Source organism: Psychrobacter glacincola (genome assembly GCF_904846215.1).
GTDB classification, from domain to species: domain Bacteria; phylum Pseudomonadota; class Gammaproteobacteria; order Pseudomonadales; family Moraxellaceae; genus Psychrobacter; species Psychrobacter glacincola.
Window position 1 is genome coordinate 101452 of record NZ_CAJGZK010000001.1, and the last position, 21441, is coordinate 122892.

Annotated in this window: 12 protein-coding genes; 5 read left to right on the forward strand and 7 right to left on the reverse strand. The window is 38.0% G+C overall.

From position 1 onward, the window contains the following. Positions 1-184 precede the first annotated feature (184 nt). From JMW90_RS00390 to JMW90_RS00405, 4 genes are read left to right on the forward strand one after another with little or no spacing between them, the layout of a single operon-like run. A complete protein-coding gene (locus tag JMW90_RS00390) occupies positions 185-1465 on the forward strand; it encodes a site-specific integrase (RefSeq protein ID WP_201561153.1) in 1281 nt (426 codons plus the stop codon). Further along, a complete protein-coding gene (locus JMW90_RS00395; protein WP_201561154.1) occupies positions 1458-3035 on the forward strand; it encodes a site-specific integrase in 1578 nt (525 codons plus the stop codon). The genes JMW90_RS00390 and JMW90_RS00395 overlap by 8 nt, the downstream gene beginning before the upstream one ends. Further along, the gene (locus JMW90_RS00400) at positions 3028-5352 is read left to right on the forward strand and encodes a hypothetical protein (RefSeq protein WP_201561155.1); all 2325 of its coding nucleotides are present in this window, start codon (positions 3028-3030) and stop codon (positions 5350-5352) included. Before JMW90_RS00395 ends, JMW90_RS00400 begins: the two co-directional genes overlap by 8 nt. Beyond that, positions 5346-5798 carry a hypothetical protein gene (locus JMW90_RS00405; protein ID WP_201561156.1) on the forward strand — a complete coding sequence of 151 codons (453 nt, stop codon included), beginning with the start codon at positions 5346-5348 and terminating at the stop codon, positions 5796-5798. Before JMW90_RS00400 ends, JMW90_RS00405 begins: the two co-directional genes overlap by 7 nt. A 563-nt stretch (positions 5799-6361) precedes the next feature. Here the strand turns inward: JMW90_RS00405 and brxL are convergent. Genes brxL through JMW90_RS00440 form a run of 7 tightly spaced genes read right to left on the reverse strand, consistent with a single transcriptional unit; the run spans position 6362 to position 20558 of the window. Next, entirely contained in the window at positions 6362-8431 is a 2070-nt protein-coding gene (brxL, locus tag JMW90_RS00410; RefSeq protein WP_201561157.1) for a BREX system Lon protease-like protein BrxL, read from the reverse strand. Positions 8432-8434: 3 nt separating this feature from the next. Continuing rightward, positions 8435-10957 (reverse strand): PglZ domain-containing protein, encoded by a 2523-nt coding sequence (locus JMW90_RS00415; RefSeq protein WP_201561158.1) that lies wholly within the window; start codon positions 10955-10957, stop codon positions 8435-8437. A gap of 26 nt (positions 10958-10983) precedes the next feature. Beyond that, the gene (pglX, locus tag JMW90_RS00420) at positions 10984-14973 is read right to left on the reverse strand and encodes a BREX-1 system adenine-specific DNA-methyltransferase PglX (RefSeq protein WP_201561159.1); all 3990 of its coding nucleotides are present in this window, start codon (positions 14971-14973) and stop codon (positions 10984-10986) included. A 10-nt stretch (positions 14974-14983) separates the two neighbouring features. After that, positions 14984-18643: a BREX system P-loop protein BrxC gene (brxC, locus tag JMW90_RS00425; protein ID WP_201561160.1), complete on the reverse strand. Its 3660-nt coding sequence runs from the start codon at positions 18641-18643 to the stop codon at positions 14984-14986. Between the two features lie 40 nt (positions 18644-18683). Beyond that, entirely contained in the window at positions 18684-19295 is a 612-nt protein-coding gene (locus tag JMW90_RS00430) for a BREX protein BrxB domain-containing protein (RefSeq protein WP_201561161.1), read from the reverse strand. Next, positions 19276-20070: a BrxA family protein gene (locus tag JMW90_RS00435; RefSeq protein WP_201561162.1), complete on the reverse strand. Its 795-nt coding sequence runs from the start codon at positions 20068-20070 to the stop codon at positions 19276-19278. The genes JMW90_RS00430 and JMW90_RS00435 overlap by 20 nt, the downstream gene beginning before the upstream one ends. Continuing rightward, the gene (locus JMW90_RS00440; protein ID WP_201561163.1) at positions 20070-20558 is read right to left on the reverse strand and encodes a BrxE family protein; all 489 of its coding nucleotides are present in this window, start codon (positions 20556-20558) and stop codon (positions 20070-20072) included. Before JMW90_RS00440 ends, JMW90_RS00435 begins: the two co-directional genes overlap by 1 nt. A 634-nt stretch (positions 20559-21192) precedes the next feature. On the opposite strand from JMW90_RS00440, the gene JMW90_RS14010 reads away from it, so the two are divergent. Further along, positions 21193-21300 carry a transposase gene (locus JMW90_RS14010; RefSeq protein WP_201561164.1) on the forward strand — a complete coding sequence of 36 codons (108 nt, stop codon included), beginning with the start codon at positions 21193-21195 and terminating at the stop codon, positions 21298-21300. Positions 21301-21441: the final 141 nt, after the last annotated feature.

Below are 21441 nucleotides of genomic sequence, written 5' to 3' on the forward strand. Positions count from 1 at the left end.
CAACAATAATAGTTTTTTTACTATTATGACTATCGTAGTCTTCATCAAGATGATTAAGAAATAAATGTTTATTATCACCTATAGATTTAAGCGAATATCATTGCTTCGTAGAGAGTATTAATATAATATTAATTTATAAGAGATACCTACATAAAAGTTCATATATTCGCAGGATTAACTTTCAATGCTGAAAATAAAATCTATTACATTAAACAACTCAAATCAGCTCAGCTTGTTGTTTGATAGCACTACTGCACTTCCTTGTCTATATCCTATGTTTTATATTAATAGCTCATTGAAATTTAAAAGTGAATCAACACAACAAGCTTATTTACAAGGCATTAAGCAATGGTATGAATTTTGGCGAGAAAAACATAATCAATCATTCTGCAAGTATTTCCGAGAATATAAATCCAATCCAGAATTGATGATTAAAGAAGTAGATAGCTTTATATTATATTTGGAAAATATGCAAGAGATCGATCAGAAACTTATTAGATTGGGAAGCAATCCTTCAATCAATTACAATACGCTTGCACATCGTTTGCGAGCTATCATTAGCTATTTGAGCTATTTATTAGATACCTTTAGTCAAGTACATGGTAAATCTATAAGCCCTGAAATAGCTAGATATAAGTCTATACTTTCTCAAAAGTCTGATCTTGTCAAAAACCTATCCTCTAATCATCACAAAGCTCATAAAAATGGATCAAACTTCAAGAGCCTTACTGAGGAGATGAAAAAAGCTCTATATTCTATTATTTCACCTAAAGCACCAGAACCTTTATTTAAAGGTAAAAAGGCGCAGTTAAGAAATTTCCTCATTGTACATTTGCTTCTAAACTATGGCTTGAGGACTGGCGAGCTACTACTCTTAACTCTTAACTCAATTAAAGCCGACTCGAAAACACTCAATACCTATCTTCTTATAACTGATACACATGATAAAACAGACGTTCGTACGACAAAACCACAGATAAAGAATATTCAATCTGTTCGAACCATCCTATTAGAGAAGAGTGATGCTCAATTTATTAATATGTATATCAACAACATTAGATCCCAAGACTCTGAAAACCATATGTTATTTCTATCCTTACAAGCACCCTACTCACCTCTTAGTAAATCGGGTTTCAAAAAAGTTATAACTGTAATGAATGAGAAGATGAAAAGTATGTATCCTCAGTATTTTGACACTAATTATATAGATTCTATTGATAAAATTTCAGCTCATACTCTTCGGCATACATGGGCATATATGATGCTTAAACATAGCTACGAATCATATCTAAGCACTCATAACAGGGCGAAGGCAATGGAGAACGCTGTTGAAAGTTTAAGAAAAATGGCAGGCTGGTCTCGTAATAGCACTATGCCATATTTATATGCCAGCCGCTTTATATCAGAAAATGCCAACTTAGCTAATATTCAAAGAATTACAAGAGTGGATACACATTATGAATAATACCAATCTGGTGCCCGAATTTCCTGAGCACTTGAGTCATCGTTTATTTTCTGAGGCTCAGATAGATAGAATTGACAGTCTACATGTTCCTACTGTAATTAGGTTTATGCTTGCTGATAGGTATGATGCTAAGTTTATCAATAGCACATCTGATACTTGGGATTTTACTTACTCTGGACTTAAAAACATAATTAAATTTGACGGCTTAGATTATCACGAAGTTAAACTGTTGAAGTACTTCCTAGCGTACTATATTCAAATTAATAGTCCGTCAAACTTATACTTATCCGCTAATAAAATAAAAAGTTTGTTCAATGAACTTGCAGAAAGAGATATGGAATTTTCTTATAAGTCTTTTGAAACTATTCTTCTAGAGCAAGCGAAAGATATAAAATCTTCTCGTGATTACTATAGAGTCAAATTATTCGTAAAGTTAATGATTGTTGAAGGTTTTGATTTATTTAAAGAATCAGATGAGGACAAATTAGAGATTTTAGAAAGACCATCGAATTTCAACTCGCAGCTTTTTTATCAAGAAGCTGAAGACGCCATCAGTAAGCCTGCCATCACAATGATACAAAATGGCTTTGCGAAACTAAATTTAGAAATTACTAAGAGAAATTTAATAACGGACAATATTATTAAAAATACCTCTATTCTAGGTCTTATCTACGTAACTGGTATGAGACCCGTCCAATTATCTAAGCTTTCTGTTGAAGATATAAAAATAGACACCTATACAGAAGAAGGTGAACATATGCGTTATAGCATACTTGTACCTTATGCCAAACAGGGACGATTCAATCATGCTAAGATTTCGATAAAACTACCTGAAGAAATCGCTAAAGTTATTTTGCAGTATATCAAACAGTTTAAGCTATCCATGAATCATCAGCTTTTTGATCTAGGTGATTATGCAGTAACCTACTGCACTACCGCCATCAATGAGCAGCTCTTTGAATTCTCACCACAGAAATATCGGCAAAAAGTTTTAAATGGTGAATGGATTCAAATTAGATATACAAGCACTCAATTCCGTCATCATGTAGCCTATTCGATGGCATTATCAGGATCAAGTGCTGAAGACATTGCTTATATTTTAGGCCATTCATCCTTAGTCACCGCTAGGCATTACATTTTTTCATCGCCCAATCTTGCTCAAGTTCGAGCAATTGCACTTGGTAGAAACCCTGTTTACCAGCAAATGATAGCTATGCTAATGACTGGCGATATTATTACTCATGAGCATAGCCATGGAGAAAATATAGTAGGATTCGTTAATAATAAGGTTCATAGCAATATAGGCAAATGTAGCTATAAAGCTGACTGTTTTCTTGAACCTGTGCGTAGTTGTTACGGATGTGTCTATTTTCACCCTTATGTAAACGGTAACCATACAGAGGTTTTAGAGTGTGTTCAAAACGAACTAGAATCCATCGTACATATCTCTGATGCTGTTTATAACTCATCAAATCCAATCATTGCTATTCACGAAGCTACTAAATTTGAAATAGAGTCGGTCGTTAGGCGCTGTGAACTAAATGTTGAGGTGAAAAATGCAGATGACTAATTACAATAAGTTCATTAATGAGCAAAAAAATTATTTTGAAAATAACTTACGCAAATCTAATGATGCCTCATGGGAAGATACCTCGTGGCTAAAGAATAATACTGGCTCAAGCTGGTTACTTTCACGAGGTAAATCAAGCATAAGTTTTGGGTTAATAGATAAATTAAAAGGCCTATCTACTACAGAGGTAGCACTAGACTATCAATATTTTTGTAAAGCGATGTTGGTATACAGCTATCGTCAAGCTAATGGTAAGGTTTCACCACAAAAACTCGCAGCTGAACTATTAGTTTTAAAACGTTGGTTCTATTCGCTAAAAGAGCTTACCGAAAACACGCAGCCAATAAATCTGTCAACCGAGATTCTTAATCATGCCTACTTTTTATTAAAGAATAATAGTAGTGCTACAAATATCCCAAATCATGTCGGAACTTTCAAAAGATTGCAGGATATTGTAAATAAACATGGATTTACTTCTAAGAAGTTAGAGTTTGAAGTTGATTTGAAATACGCTAATAAGCAAAATAGAACACAGAAAGCAGGAATGACTAAAGAGCTTCTTGAAGGTCTGAATATTGACGAAAGCCAAATAGATGCAGAAAAGTTAATCTCGATTCAAACCTTTATAAATATTGCTTCTCTTAAAAATCTTTGTCAGAGTGCAGGTGAAAAAATACTTTTAAACTCGCTATTTTTATCTATCGTAACAGGGTTTCGTTCGACTGAAACAATAATGTTGAAGAAAGATTGTCTAATCGAAAGGCCTATGTTAGATCCGCAGACCAATGATCCTATAAGTATTAATGGTAAAATACAGTACATGCTTGGTATACGCTACTATGGCGCAAAAGGGGCTGGCGAGAGAACCCACTGGGTCGAACCGTCTTCTATTACACTTGTTAAAAGTATTATACAAAATACCTTGGAGCTTACTGAAGAGTATCGAGAGCATCTAATTTATTTGAGGCAGAAAAATTTAAAAGACTTTCTTCCTAAAGGTATTGATGAAATGCCTGATGATTTAATCGAGTTAGACGATTTAATCGATCATTTATTTATCTCAAAAAAACGAACAAGAGGACGTGGTGGTCGGAGAGATTCCATACTAAAGACATTTAGAAGCGCTCAAGTAAAATCTGACGGAGAAGGTAAGCTGAGACTCTATAGTAAGAATACCTTAAACGAATTTATTAAATCAACAGCGAATTACGATGCTGAAGAACCTATAAATAAAAAGTTCGCGTTTGAGGGTAAAATAGTCAATATCCCCTATGAGGATATCTTGTTTATTGTACAGAGTGGTAGTACTACTCTATCTCGCAATCTTATAAATAAGACAAATATTACTCCACTGGATATAAATATCATAAATAGTTTCTTAGGTTCAACTAATAACATATCAGTATTTGAAAAATATGGCCTTAAAGATAAGGACAGTCAAGTCTCTAAAATAAGTAGTCACATCCCTCGCCATAATATTAATACGTTCTTAGCTATTGCTGAAATTTCAGACCACTTACAAGCAATGCTAATGGGGCGTGTTGATATTGAGCAAAACAAACACTATCAACATTTGAGTATTAAACAAATCAGCCAAAATGCCAGTTTAACTAGTAACAGTAGTCAGTTTCAGACCTCTAATGAGTTAATGGTAGCTTCACAGCATATGCAGCCTGTAAAGGATCATATAAAAAGCCCAATTGATGATATTTTAGAATATGGTTTGATGCTCTTCAACAAAGATAAAGACCTAGAAACCAATTTGAAAAACAATCTACATACTTTTGATAGTAGTAGTGAAGTATCGAATTTCATCGAACAATCTATGGGAGATTATTACTTTGAAGATATTGCTAAAGCTTTTAATGAATTAGCTCCTACAGAGCCAGACAAAGCAAAAGAACTCATAGATACCCATGCCTACTTACATCCCCTACCCTTTGGCTCATGCATGCGTAATATAGCGGCTCACGGCTGCCCCAAGCGACTTGCCTGCCAATCGGGTGCATCTTGTGTCAACTTTACGGTGACAGGGCGTTTGGGCGAGCTTGAAAATTTAAGGCTTACTAAAGATAGAATGATTGAGCAAACTAAAAGCTTATCTGATAATTCTGAATTTACGCTAAGGGTAAAAGAGCAAATTCAAAACATTGAGCGTTTTGAACAAAAAATCATGGTTGGCTACAGTAATGAAATTCCAGTAAATATATATAACGTAATAGATACTGGAATTTCTCAGCCGAGGACACTTGCTGAACTGTTTTCACTAGAATATGAAAAGATTAAAGCTAATGATGAGGAAGAAGGCAAATGCTAAGAGGCAACGAGCTAAACGAAGCTCTTGAAAACGAGCTTAAAGAAATGGTGCAAGAAGGCATTGGGAAATCACCTATTTCAAATACTGCTTTGCACCAGAGACTTACTGCCAAAGGACATATTAAAGGCGGTCTGAGTACGCTTAGTACGCCACAACGCAAAGCATTAATCCAAAAATATACCACAGAACAGCTTTTACCATTGAACTTGAATGAAAAAGAAGAGCAGCTATACGTCAACAAAAAAACACGTCAGGCTCTTCTTGACACTAATAAAGGATTAAAAGAGAGAATAACTGAACTTGAGGATGAGCTTAATCAGAACACTGTCACTCTTATAGAAATTATTAATCAAGTAAAATTAAAAACTAACCTTGAGCTGGATGATTTACTTGCACCTTATTTAATATCTGAGCTCAAGAATCAGTCTAATTTAAAGAAGATATAGTGAGTTATCACATTCAAACAAAGAGTATAAATGTTTAAAGCATTAATCATATGCCCTCAGAATCTGAACTGAACCGCCGCGACTATATCCCGTAGACATTATAATTCACCACTGCTGAAAATTGTTATTTGTAATAGTAGTTAATGAGATGACTATAGATGAACGCATGCTTGCCTTTGAAAGGCGTATCCGTAAAATTTGCAAAAGCAAAGGAATACCTTAAGAAAGACTTTCAGAGATGGCAAGTATTGATCGAAGCTACATGGGAATATAAAGCGTGGCGAAAAAATATTAAGTTGAAGAATGCGTATGAGACATGTGATGCGCTGGATATTGAGATACAATATTTAGTCCGAGGTTCGAACTAAATATCATGAAATCATATGCTCTCGGAAATAGATTTTCTCGTAGTCTATTAATAGACTAAACCCGTTATGATTGAGAGTGTTACCTATCCTAGCAAGGCATCCACAGTTCGAGAAGAGTCCAATAATATATTACTTATATCTAAAGGGCAGTTACACAGAATTCGGGATGGGCTCGCTAACTTCTCTTCATTTAATTTACTTTTTAAATATATCTACTCTAGTCTCTACACATTTTCGTAATAGTAAATTATTGCTACCGATACCAAATAGGCTGTCAGGTTTTTGATAAAAATCTAACCCTCTATCAATCTTAACAACCCATCCATTATCTATAATAATTTCATTCTCATGTAACATTTTCTCATTGATCTGTAGCTCAAGCTCAATATCCATCTCAATTAAACTCTGCTGAAGCTCATTCAATCTATCTGACATTTCTTTAACATCAGTACTTTCACCATAAGTAGTAATCAATTTTATTTTCTTAATGCTTGGTATGCTGATTACAGCTTCACAGAAACGTACAAAGTTTTGTATTTGATGATTCTCGCGAATATAAGGATCTTTGACTTCAATTGATTTCGCACCTTGTAAATAAGGGCTAAAAATTGTCTCGTAGCTATAACCTATGGCTCCGTAGTGAATTGTAAAATACTGCTCAGTCAATTCTTTGACAAGAGTTTCTCTAATATAAGGTTCATCAGCTAATTCAGAGCTAACGTGCTCAGCTTTATGAGTAGGTAAAGTGGATGAAGAGCTATTAATTTCATTATCTGCATGGATGTTCTTTCGTTGAGGATTCTGAGTAGCATGCGCATCTTTTGATTCAGGACAATAGACTATGACCTCTTTACCCGTCGAATCAAAATAAGATAAATTTATCTTCGCAAACTCATCATCTGATTTCCGCTTATTCATTTGCTCTTTTACGCGACGACGTGCTTCTATAGCATAGCTTACATACTCTTCAAACTCTTCATCGGTTGGCGGAGCACTAGGGTGTAAGATTTTTAGAAACGCAGCAACAGTCTTTTTAATACCTTTCTCATCGCGGCCTTCGACCGCACTACCCAGCTTGATACGTCTACTCACCTCTTCATAGCGGTTGGTTTGCTTCAGCTGATAGTGAAAGGCTTCAGCTAAGTAATCAGTAATAAAACCGTAGCTACTGGTTAAGAACTCACTACTATTCTTAGGCATTTCCCAGCCCGGTAAATAAAATGCAAATCTGTCCATTACCGCTAAATCAAATTCTTTAGGCAAAGGCTGAAATAAGTCATAAACTTCCGAGTTTACAATTTGCTCGATAGACAAATCCAGATTACCAACGAATGCCATAGAGGCATCAGCAATTACTTCAACTCCTCGTGAGAACCTTCCATTCGCCATGAAGTCTTTCATGATCTGAATAGTGTCTTGGTCTTTAACTTTGATACCACCGACTTCATCAAACGCCACCGTATCCCAAAAACCAACCAGACCAATTTTTTTGCGCTGGTTATTGTAAAATAGTGTTGCCTTGGTAGCTTGACCGCCACTAATCAATGTTGAGTAAGGAGAAAACTCACTAAAGAAGTAAGATTTACCAGTGCCACGTGGGCCAAGTTCAATGAAATTAAAGTTAGGTTCAACCAAAGGAAGCAAACGTGCAATGAAATGCATTTTTACGCGCTGGCTCAGCTTATCTGGCTCTAACCCAACAGTTCGTAAAATGAAACTCATCCATTCATCGCGACTACACTCCTGCCGGCCTTCACAGTAATGCTCAAAATTAAACCGACTAAGCTGTATAGGCCGAAGATCCTCAATATAAAAAGTATAATCGTCTTCTTCTATTTCGTTATAGGCAATAGTAACTTCAGCCCATAGCCCACCCTGTAATAATCGATCATGATCACGATAGAACTTATCGCTAATAGCTACTTTCCTGGAATCAAAGTTCTCTAAGGCTGCCCAGTGTCTACGATCTTTTTCACTGTAATTTACATGTACTTTGTCAATAAATCGGTATTTACCTTTGGTCGCTACTTTAGACTGTGCCATATTCGATTCATTAGGACGCACATAGTTATCATTCAGTGTCTCTAAAACCGCTTCCATACCTGCTTGGATTTCAGCTTCATCATCACTAGCACAGTAACGTGCCAGCAAAAACTCAAGAACAAAAGTAGGAACGTTAGTCCCCTTTTTTATTCTATGTACTAAATCTTTTCTGACCACTTTTCCATCAAACAATCTGTTCAACTGTATATCTAAAGCGTCCATACATTACACCGTATAATCTGTTTCTAAATTGATTTGGCAGAAAATTGCCATCGTAGATGGATTCAGTGCTTTCACTGTGAACTTACCTTCAAAATCAAGCTGCATTTTTATTGTAATTTGATTTTTATCGCCAGGTTTTAGGTGAATGGTTCCAGTTGCAGGATTGACCGCACCGCCATGCTTGGCTTCACCTACGACTTCGCCAGCCTTATTGTGAGCTTCTATGAGTATTTCAAAATCGCTATCCATAGAGAACATATCCTGGCTTTCAAGTGATATCTCAATTACAGGCAAGCGTGTAGTAATGCGCTTAGCACCATTTTTGTAGTTCAATACAACACTTGCCTGCGCAACCGGTGTTTGCTCTATAGCTGATAACTGAAGAGTAATCACAGGCACAACACACTCTTGTAGCGATGCTCCTCCATGATAATAGAGCATACCTGACTTATAAGAAGCTAAAGACAATGGACCCGCTACTGTAGAAAAATCACCCTTGATACCTGCTTTTTCACAAGAAAGTTTATAATGATTATTATCAACATCTCCCTCTCCTAATAGGCAGCGCTCATGCACGTTATTCCAATTGCCTTGCAGTTTGCTACAAGTATCTCCCGCTGCCGCATGCGTATTCATAAAGAAACCGTGATCAGTGGCTATCACAACTTCATTAAACCCAGCATCTTTTAGTTTATGAACAGCCACACGAATACGCTTTAATGCGTTAATAATTTCGGTAGGTGCAGTGTCGGGATGGTTTTCAAAATGACTATCTATCTCTACTGAGCGTAATATAAGTAGCTCAATATCATCCTCAATCTCAAAGCGACCACGTACAAACTCTTCAAGCCTTCCCTCTTGGAAGCGATGTCCATAACGCTTCTTAACTAGATTCATACGCTGTACAACTGTTTTAACTTCCTGCTCCTGAATATAGGGTACAAAACCATTCTCAGTTTTAACCAAACGGAAATCAGTACTAGCTCCTGGGAGTAAACTTGCCATACCGACTAAGGTGATACTAGGTAGTTGAGCCAGAGCAGTTATAAGCTCTACCTTCCCATCTTCAGCAAGCTGTTGCGCTAAAGCCACACCTAGCTCATAACGCAAAGCGTCAACCATAAAGTAAGCAACTTTATTGCCGCTTTGCATCAGCTTAGGAGCAACCATCTGATCGAAAACTTCCGTATTAGCACGTTTACTCGCCAGCGGCCACCCGCTCTGCTCCAGATGACTGGTAAATATAATCTGTACTTTTTCCATCAGCCTGCCGTATTGCTTACGGACTTGCTGTTGTAATGGCTTCATTAAGCCTTGAGTATCTTGCCAATCATAATCGCTAACCGCCTGCTCAAACTCACGATGTGAGCGATCTACCTCATGTAGCTGGCTCACATAAAAGTCTATTAGCATTTCCATGCTATTCTTATGTTCAATTATTAGTCGCTCGTTGTCCTGGCAGGCTTCCACTAGAGCTAAAGCGGAACGTAGCAAATCCCACTGTATTTGGCTTTCGCCTTTACCTGTCCATACAGACTGTGCATGACGTGATAAAATCAACCGTACTTTATCAGTGTCATTATGATTTAAAGAATCTATTGCCTGTAATAGAAAAGTCCGCTCTTCGAACGGGAAGGTATCTCTTTCACCTAAGTCAACCATATGGCTACAGCTGTCTTTAAGATTTAAATCATTTTCAATAGCTTCAGCTTGCTCTATATATATATCCTGTGTGCGCCTATCACTACGTAAACGTTCACAAATATCTTCAACTAACGGTTGAGCACTATCGCCTGCTCGCGGCACATCTAGCAAATCCGAAGGTAGCGACTCCGGTAAGTCAAAGGCAAACTCGCTAAACAACATAAATCGCCATAACTCATCAGCGATAGCAGACCAACTCTCAGCCCGACTCTTTAAAGACAGACCGATACTATCCTTAAATAGCTCTTTAGCCTCACCTACCCAAGCATTGGTTTCTTTTAATGCAGCTTGCTGTATGGCACTAGGTGCTAGTAAGGCAAAAATAATGCCTTTGGTAGATTCTACCCCGAGTTGTGCCTGCAAATTAGGCCAGCTCTGCCCATCACCAATGTTATTTATAATGGCAAAGCTTGGATTTGAATCAAGAGCAAAAGCTTTACGTATATCAGTAGTATGGTCAGGCTTAGCTTGCAAGCATAAATCCATATAACTATCACTATCCCCATCGGGAAATACAGCACCGCACTCAGCATAAAGCGAAAAGGGATCTATTTGCTTTTCTTCATCCTCTATCGGTTTTGAAGATGGCACATAGACAAGCAGTTGTTCTATCTCTTTACGACCTAACAGACCTAAAGCCATAATTGCATCTGCACGACTTTTTATACTCGTTTCAGTAGCATCTACAACCACGCGTTTTTCATTAGCCATACTAGAGCAGATATCGCGATAGCGCTGATCTGGATCATATACTACTAACACTTCACTATGGTTCAGGCGTGGTATGAATATTTGTTCTTGTATGAATTGCTGAATAGTCATACGTTGCATTTCTCCATTGTAGTTCACTACTTACTACCTATAACAGTTTGCTTTATCAAAGCTGTTAGTTCAGTATCGGTAAGATTTTTTGGCTGCCATTCAGTCTTTGTATCACCAGTAGGCTTCTTACCACGCATTATAGGTATTTCAACTTCATGCCAAAAGATATCCTCAACGTCATGTGCGATCGCTAGGCTGCGGTCTTGATGACATTTACGCAATACACGTTCGGGCCAAATGCTCCCCGCTAAATGCGCCCAGTCGTATTCACCATCTTCAAGTTTTTCCCAGGTTCCTTTTAACTTTTTCTGCCAAGCTTTATGTTGGAATAACTTCCATAGCGGTGCGGCAGTAATTTGCACACCATCATTTAAGTTTGGCTTCCAGAACTTAGCCAAGCGCAGTAACTCATCACGGAAGTCTTTGAGTTCAGCTTCTAAGTCAGTTAACTGAGCCAGTTCTTTTTCTTCCTCAGTACTACGAGCAGATTTATTTCGCAAGGTATTTAAATCTGCTGTGACGATAGCTAGTTTGGGCTCGACAAAATCGTTGATACAGGTATAAAGAGTTTGCTCATTTAGACGATGGTAATAAATCCAAAGTGTGTAAGAGCCTGATATTGTTTGAAGTGGCCAATAAATAGGCGTATAGCGCCTATTTTGCGAATACTGATCGTAGTGAGTAGAAAAAAACTTTGAAGACTTGCCCAAATAAGCTTTCCAATCCGAAGCACCCAATAAAGCCAAGCATTTCTCCGATAGGTCAGGATTCGCTATTACATCAAGTGCTTGAATTAATGAATCAAGATCAGCAATACCAGTCCGCCCAAGTTTATTCTGCGGGTTTTCAAAATTGAATGCAGGTGGTTGCTTTGGTAGTTCTGCGTAAATATCATTAGTTCTTACTGACTGCACTTGCTCTTGCCAACGACCAAAAGCGCGGCCAACCAACCAGGACAAATGGTTTGTAGCGGCTTGTACCCCAAGCTCAGCTTCTTCTGTTTCCTCATGGACTTTTCTTAAAGAGACTGCTTGCTGAAGATCTAATTGTAGTTCTTCATACTCTTCTGCTGTTAGCCCATAGCAATGCGCTAAAGACAACTCGTTTTCATGACCCAGCAAAGTGCTAAAATTAGTTTTTGGCTGATATTTTATAGTTAAGTCAGGGCTACCAATGAAATCTAATGTTGTTTCATCGGTGGCATAATAGTCTTTCGCTGAATTTATAGCACTAGTAATTGTATTGTTTAAATTATTGTTAAGCTCACTACTGAGTTGTATAAAAGGAAGCTGTTGAATCATACCTACTTGAAATTTAGGCCTTCCAAAATTTTCTCCACGGAAGCGGGCAACTGCACTACCAACATTCGATGCGCAGATTGCAAGTGCATCAATCTCTCTTCCCTCGTATGGAAACGCTTGAGACCTTCCAGCTGAAGGTATACAACCTTTAGGTACTAAATATGGCACAATACGTGAAGACCGGTTCATATAGCTAAACCCAGGTTTAAAATATGCATCGATATTCTGGGGCCTAGATCTTAGCTTGCCTTTGGAATCATAAAAATTCTTAACTTCATAACCTGAACTAGACCAATTTACAATAAGATTAATTGGTGAATGCCATGGTATTGCTTTTTCTGTTTTGGAATAAAAAACCCAAGAATCTGCTACTAACTCAGGACTTACTTCCCAATAATTTCGTAAGAAACGAAAGTCATCACCTGTTTGTAAGCCTACTTTTATTGTGGCACCAGCCTCCTCCAAAGTAGATAGATTGATTTTATCTATTACTTTATGGTCAACCCAGTAACAATATGGAGAATCTGTTAGCTTACGAAAGTTTTGAGCATTACTAATAAAAACCTTTTTATTGCTTTTATTGATATTACAGCACTCTTTTAATAACTCCTGTTTATTCGAATCAGTTACTAAACGATAAAATAATGAAGTGGACTGAGTAGGAGCGATAACATAGGCTGATGTTTCAACCATTGCGTCAAGCACTCCATCCCCCAAGTCTGCACACAGTGCAATTTCATTAGTATGGCCAAGCACTTTTTCTCTTAGCCCACTCATTGTTGGCAAATATAAGCATGTTCGACTAGTAATTGCTCCAACTCGACTTTGTGGGCTTCCAATACAAATCCCACGCTCAACAAAACTAGCTAAAATATTACTTTTAGTATGTGGATAGTTATGTTCAATATACTTCTTAGAGTTTGATGAGGCTTCGCCAAATGGTGGATTCATTAACACCACATCAAACCGCTTACGGCAGAGATCAATGAATGCAAACCCCTTAGCAGCATCTTCAGCAAACAGTCTTTTTTGATCGGTATCAAATTCTGCTCGATCAGCATAATCATTTAATGCCTTTAAGATTAGCTGTTCAGCATCATCCCAAAATGTCTCATTATCTATACCATATAGGTCAAACCCTAACTCTTGCTGCGGTGTAGCAGCCTCTAGCTCATCCTGAAACAAATCACTGATGCTATCACTGCCTTTTTTAGTTTCCCATTGAGCACGTGCATTATCTATAGCAGTTTGAATTTCTTCTTCAATTTTTAATAGCGTACCAGCCTCGCCTGCTAGCTCCATCTTATCGAAGATAACTTCTACCAACTGACCTAATGCAGGCGGATGAAGCTTTCCGGTGAACTCTTTTAATAAGTCTTTATCACCAGGCATCGGTTCAGCACATACGATATTTGACTTCACAATCACTGGGCGCTGCTGCGGCTTCACACCTTGCTGCTGCCAGGCACGCTGAGCACGTTGCCATAGGCTTAGACCTGCTATCTGCACTGCTCGAGGGTCAATATCAACACCATGAATGTTATTTTCAATAATGAGCTTAGGGATTTGCGCTTTAAACTCATCTATATTGGCAAAGCTAGTTTGTAGAGCGTGTTGATTGGCCTCACGCTGAAAGGCATCTGGTCCCAGCTCTTGCTCTAATTGCCAAGCTTCCAAATAAATCTGTTCATATAAATCAAACGCATATAGTCCAAAATGCATAGAACCACAGGCTGGGTCAAGCATACGGATGCTACGTGGGTCTTTAAGCTTGCGGTACGGGATATAAACGGGTTGTTTTAGTAACTCTTCCTGACTTAAAGACTCGCCTTCAACGCTATCAGTTTCAGGTAGTTGCTCAGCAGACTTTAAAAATACCTCAGTAGGTCGACGCACCAGATAACTGCAACTGTCAATTAACGCCGTATTACCTTGAGTCATTTCATACCAGATACGCCCTAGGGTATTATCTGTTAAGAACTCCACTACATAACGTGGCGTAAAAAACTGGTTACGTACTGCCATCTCTCTACTATTTCTAGGTGCTCGTGAAGCTGAACGCATTTTATCGATTTCATCACGACCATTCCAAAACTGGTAAATCCAACCAATAGTTTCATCCTCAGCCCAAAGCGCTTCAATTTCGTTATGGTTGATTTCTGCTAGTAATTCTAATAACGCTGTCTCTCGAGGAAACAGTCGACCTTGTGTACTATAACGATCAAACAATACCGCCAGATCTATACTGAACTCATCGAACAAACTAAATAAATAGTTACGATAAGCATCGCCTGTCTCGCCGTGGCTAGTACCAGCCAATTGACGATATAGCTGAAAGCCTTTCGAGCTTTGCCCTTTACCAACAGATTCCAATAAAAAATCGCGAGCCTCTGCCATACGCAAAGCAGCCAAGCGATTAAGCACAGTAAATGCTTGCTCTCGTACGATACGGCTTAACACTTGCTTGACTCTATCTTTATCGCTTTTGCCCGGTGTAGTGGCTAAATAGTGCTCTAAAGTTTCACGTAATATATGAGCCGTTTGGCGCTGACTATTATTCAAATGTGTCAAGGAACTGATATCTGCCACGGTGCCCTGTTTTGGGTCCATACCGTAAACTGCTTGCAACTGACGTGTGAACTCATCACTTAAAATTTCGCGTGCACTATTAACAAATCGTTGTAGTCGATTTCGGGTAGTTTGATCAAATGCCATCTGTTTTTCCTTACCCTTTATCAGTAATAGAATGATTACTATGCGAACCATCAAGTGAAACAAGCAACTCAAACTCTTCAGCATGACGCAACTCACCGCGCAGTTGTTCTAACTTTGTGATAAGTTGATTCAGATCAGTCATATTCGTGATATAGGCCTTTGCTTGTATATTACGAGTAATGAGTGTCTTTCCCTCTTGTTTTTGTACCTCTTGTTCTTCATCCAACTTAGCTTTTAGACGCTGCTGGCTAGTACGCTTGATATTTCTTTTAATCTCCTGCAGCTGATTCTGAATACTATAATCCTGATTGACCAATTTGCGCAGCCCAATCAAGTCTTCACTAACAGATATAGACAAGTTTTCCAAATCTAAAAATACAGTATGTTGTTCTTGCTGCGTTAACTCTTGCCATTCCGCTATAGCAGTTACTTCTTGTTGAGCTTCTTTAATACGTTCAGCTTGCTCAGTTTGCATGATCACAACCGTATTACGGACATGACTCTTAATACTGGTTAAGTAACTAGCAAACTCTACGCTGTATTTAAAAAATTCAGCTTGGTTGAGGCGCTCACTCATATTATCGAGCACTTCTGCTAAGTCCATTTTTAATATACTGGGAGTTCCACTATCTGGTAACGAGTTAATCTCATTACGATGCTGCTGTAGTTTTCTTAAATCAGTCTCTAATCCTTGCTGTAGAGCAAGTGTGAGATCAGCCGACCATTTCAGACTATTATAAAATTCTGAATCCTCTCCCCCTAGTCGCGCTGATACATCAGACCCATCAGTAGAGAGTACTTCTGTAATATTATTAGTTAACGCTTCAATACGATCTGATCCTGGTAAATCCATGCTTTTCAGTTTTTCTGTTAAAGGGGCATATTTACGCTGTAATAAAGGAAATAGCTTAATAGCCGCCTTGCTTATTTCATCTTCTAACGGTACTACAATATCACCGCTTAGTTCAGTCAAGCGACTAGCCGCATTTGCAAGAACTTCCATACTTGGACGCTCTTCACGCAAAGACACACCTATAGATTTAAACGTATTATTAGTTTTTAAGGCGTCAATCGCTTTTTGTCCATTAACAGTCACTTCGCGCCCGGCAACTTTTAGTTTAATTTCTCCTGCCAACAACATAGCAGAAATTAGATAACGCACAGTATCTGGCGACCAACCATAAGGAGCGTCGGTAAAGATATCACTGAGGCGCTTGCCCTCAATAGAACCTTGGCGTTCGACCATGTCACGGATACTTGTAATGGCCTTATGATCTGTATTAATCGTAGCATTACCACTAGTACGCTGTATTAATCCAAGCGGGTCAATATCACTGGTAATACCTGATAAGCTATTAGTACTAAGGAATTTTTCTGCTAGGTTGGTATTCACTCGCACAGGCGCCTCACTGTAACGTTCAAATACTTGCGCCGCCACAATAGCTAAATGTTTACGTCCTGCTTCAATAAGATCTTGGTTAATACTTTCAACAGCCGTTACTTCTCCACGAAATACAAAAGACCCTTGCAATAAGCTACGCTTAATTAAGCGTACAAGTTCACTAAGCTTACGTTTAGAGATTTCTATCTGGCCTGCACAATACTCTTTAACTTCTTGATCTGGCTCATTACGATACTTACTAGCGATTTCACGACATCGATAAATATCTCTAGTGAGATCTATCATCTCAGGCGTAGTGCGACCGACAATGAAAATATTGTGCTTTGCAAGTTTCTCACGGCTTTCACTGATTAAGCGTGCTTTTGTAGCCTCGTAGTCTTTAGGATCAACTAATTCAGCTATTGTTTGTACTGCATTACGCTCACCTAATAAAGACGCAGGAACCCCATTCTCATTTTGAGATTTTAGACCGGTTTGTACTGATAAGGAGCCATTTAATTGTGTTGATGGCAAAGGTGAATATGCTTCTTTCAAACACTCGTTTTGAATACGACTTAGCTCGATAGGCCGTAAAGGTATGGTTGCACGCTCTTGCTCTATGTTATTAAGCTTTTCACTAAAGAAGCATAGATTACCTTCTTGCTCACCAAAAGGAACAATGGCATCGTTAATAAGCTCATCAACTGCTTTTTTCACTGCATCAGCATTAGATGCCGACATAATATCTGAATGCATAAGGCTGGTTATATTTTGCAATGAAATTGGTAAATTACCTAAAATTTGCAACACACATACAGTCTTAGCAATATCTTGATGTAACTCTGAGTCTGAAAAACGAATTTTAACTTTACCAACTGATTGATAAAGTGCTGGATAACCTTTTTCAATATCTTTTTTCAAAGAGTCAAATAAAGTAACCGTATTGGCTAACCAACCTACCGGCTGATTTGCAATAGGCTTGGTGACATCAGTCCCCTCAACCAAAATATCTTGGACGACTTTAATCGCTGAACGTAAACCAATACCCCCCGTCGATTTAGCTAAAGAGCCTAACAGATGTAGCAAAATATCAAAATGTGCTGGCAAGAATGGATAGAGATTAATAAAAGTCTGCTTATCAAAGTCAGCGCCGTAAGCGCGTGCATCTACAAGCTTTGTATGGTTACGTAGAGCTTGACCATGATTATCAAATAGATTCCCTAGTGTTGTTTCACCTGCTGGTGACTTACTGAGCAGACGACTATAACAAATCTCTTTGATGTCATTAGCTTCGAGATCTATTTGTATCGGGAAGCGGTCTTTCAACTTATATAGTTCAGGAGAATTAAGCGAAGCTTTTGGGTCATCTTCTGTGAGTGTTTGCTGTGCGGTACCGATTACCCAAACCTTACCATTACCAATATTTTTTAAGTTTTTGGCCAAGCCGTCCAAGTTGAGAATGAGGTTTTGTCGGGAGCCAACGTACTGACCTACTTCATCGATAATAAAAATGATGTGTTCTTTACCCGAAGCCTCACGGGCTATTTCAATCATTTCCTCTACACGATCATTTTCAAAACGGATTACTTCGCTGTCCTCAGTGTTAAATGATGATGCCGTTTTGAATAGTGTTGGATACATCTGGTGTGCTATTTCAGGAATAACACTATCAACAATCAAGTCATCATTGCGATAATCATCCCATTCCTCTCCTTCAGTGTAATCCCTAAAAATTTGTAAAAACTCATCATGACGTTTTTCTTTTTTTAACTTTCTTTCAAAAGCTGCTACTTTCAAATTACGAGAATAACCTGCCCATTGTAGAACTTTGTAGTACAGGACTGTAGATACCTCTTCCATTGTCGCACCAGCCAGCTGCTCACTAGCTAAGTCAAGCATAAGGACAGCCGCAGGAAATCTTTTTGACACAGAAGCTAGCAAAGCCTTCGTGGTTGATTTTTTAAATCTATCCTGAAGATGCTGGATAAAAGGAGTGCCATCAATCTTAATATTATCGTCAAAAGCTAAACCTAAATACTTTGTAAAAGAGCTCTTCCCTGAACCATAGAAACCTGAAACCCAGACACCTACCTCATTCTGCCCGCCTGCTTCCATAGCTGCTTGCATTTTACTAAGTAGTTTTTCAAATTGCTCTTCGATGCTCTCAGTGACAACATACTCAGATATCTCAGCTTTTAAACGTTCCTCTTGAGATACCCCATAAGTAATGACCTTTTCAATAGTGCGGTAAATATCTTTATTATTATCAAATAAGCTTTTAATTTCCATTATATATCCCTAAGTAAATCTCATTAATTAATTCAGATTATCAGCCACCGACATGTACTGAACGGTAGTTACCATCTTCCGGATAAAACCCTAAAAACTTAAGTTGGGTTTTACCTGTCCTCATACCTGGATAAAAAAATATAGTAGGTACATGAAACTTACCTTGAAGTTGGCTTTCCATAGACCCTATACGGAGATAAGGATGAAGGGCTTCAATATCTGACACTAATAAAATTGAGTTCGGTTTACCTTCAAGATCGGATAACTTAGCTTCAAGCTTATTTTGTAATGCGTTTTTTTTGGTAAGTGCTTCTGCTAATGATTTATTGGTTTTTTGCCACTGCAAACCTAAGTTTTCTGCTGAATCTCTATTCTCAAGAGCTGCTGAATCTTGCTTTTCCCAAGTTTTCTTAATAAAAGCAGGCATTTCATCAAAGACTTCTTGTACGGCTTTAGCCATAGAGAAAATATGCACGTCCCAACCTTCATTTCGGAGTTTTGCTGCCCATGCAGGAAGCTGCCGCTTTATTTTTAATATTTTTTGTGGATCAAAGATTAAATAAAAGATAGGCTCGAAGCTGGCATGACCAAACTCTCGGCCTACTCTCACTCGCTCCATTAACTCATTAAAATCAGTATTGAGCGATGACATCTATTACCTCCTCCATTTTTTTAAACTGCCAACTGATGCGAGTCACATCACCTGCTGACTGCACAATTAACCAGTTATTTTTTGCTAGTGTTCTTAACTCATCACGTACTTCATTAGGCTCCATACCAAAAAGCTTCCAGGACTCATGACTAATGATTGCGTTATCACCTAGACCGTTAAAATGTAGAAAGTGAGCTAAATATAAAGAAGTGTTTAAATGAATACGGATAGGTTGAATGGTTCGCGTAGGCGATCTACCTGACGACAATAGATTATAGTCAGCACAGCAACCAATAATATAAGAAGATACACGTTTAACAACCGAGTCTGCCCATGGTTTTTGCGTTTTCCCTTCATCTATAGCATGGGCCATAAAATCCCGAGCATCTTCAGTAGTTATTGTATCGTGACCACCTAAGTAACGGTTCCAATATACTTCTATAATAAAATCCTGTAGGACTTTATTGGCTTGTGCAGTGTGTATCAAAAATAGCTGATTAATATCTTGTGATGATAAAACTGGAGCCAGTTTTTTTAAATGAACAGCTACATTAGTTTTAATATATCGGGGTGAGAAACACTCAGCAATAATATTGCGCAGTCGACGTGCCGTGACCATTGGAAACAAACCAGAACTTAGTGCCTCTTCATATAACTCAGAAACCGTCATACCATGTTGGTATATCTCCAATAGAAGCTTAGTTTCATTAACGAGGCCTAGGCCGGCTCCCAGTTGCGTAGTATAAAATTGATTTCGAGAAATATCTGAACTCATTATGCTTCCTTCATATAAGGAAAGCTTTTATAGCCTTTTTTAAAGGCATTAAGATAGTGACTCGCTGCTACTTTCAGCATAAGCTCTAAACCCTCATCATTAAATACACCTACATTGACAGGCCCTTCAGACTTTTCAACCTCACTGTAGACCAGCTGTTCCAATGCTTCAACAGCACTATCTTTACTTAGCAGTCTTTCTTTCATATCGATATTTTGCACTGCTTTGGAAACTTCTCTTTCAAGTGAGTCTGGTAGCCTGTATAGATGATAGTTTTCACCTACACCGATATATTCATCGTGTACCAATAATGCTGCCTCACACACTCCATGATACTGTGCTAACAGCATTGTTCTAGGATATGGATACATAAGGAAAGCTGGACTAGATGCACCGAGAAAATTACTTCCCCACCAATCGAATTGACTCTTTTCACCCAGATAGCCAATTAAAAATCGATAATTCAATACTAAGTCTACAATTGGCATTTTTCAAAATTCCATAAAATTCATATTTATTATTAAAATAATCTATACATGCTAACATTCTTATAAACATACCTAACAAGCAATTGTCTAATTTTTCTGAAAAATTGTTCAATATTGCTCTATTACACTATCCGTCGTACCAAACGAATAGTGAATAGTCTCATAAAGTAGTGATCAAGAGCATAAACGATGGATTATTTAAACTGTTCCGCCATTAAAAAATGATAAGTATTAGCTTTTATTTCGGGCTTACTTTTTAGATGTCCTATTATATAGTGCATTTTTCTACTCATAGTATAGGATTTCAAAGCGTCCTAACCTTGTCGGATTTCATGTACTATATGCTATCGCATTAGTAATATTCAGGATAACTCTCCGAACTGCTTTTCGGTAGCTGAAATATTGCCATTTTGATTTTATTGATGGCTTCGGCTTTAAGTGGTGTACTGTATTAGGTTCTTCATTTTTTGTCCATGATAAACCTTACCTATTACGCTTAGTTTAATAGGTTTGATACTATGGTGTCTTCAGCGTAGCTCAGTTTGCGCTTGATTACTTTGAGCACAACATTAACAGCAGCATATTCTACCAATGATGCAAATACACGCTAATTCCAAGTCTTAAAACCAAATGCGTGATTGTCATTGATAATGCTAAGTTTCATAAAAATAAATGCATTCAAAAGCTATTGAACAGACATGGCTATCGTATCCTATGGCTGCCGCCTACAGCCCAGACTTGAAGCATATCAAAAAGAAATGGGCACAAGTGAAGTTTCTACGCCAAGGCTGGATGCAAAATGACTTATCTAAATTAGTTTATGATACTTGCCCTAGACATAACAATTTTATTTTGAACCGACTATCTCACGAGAGTCATTCAG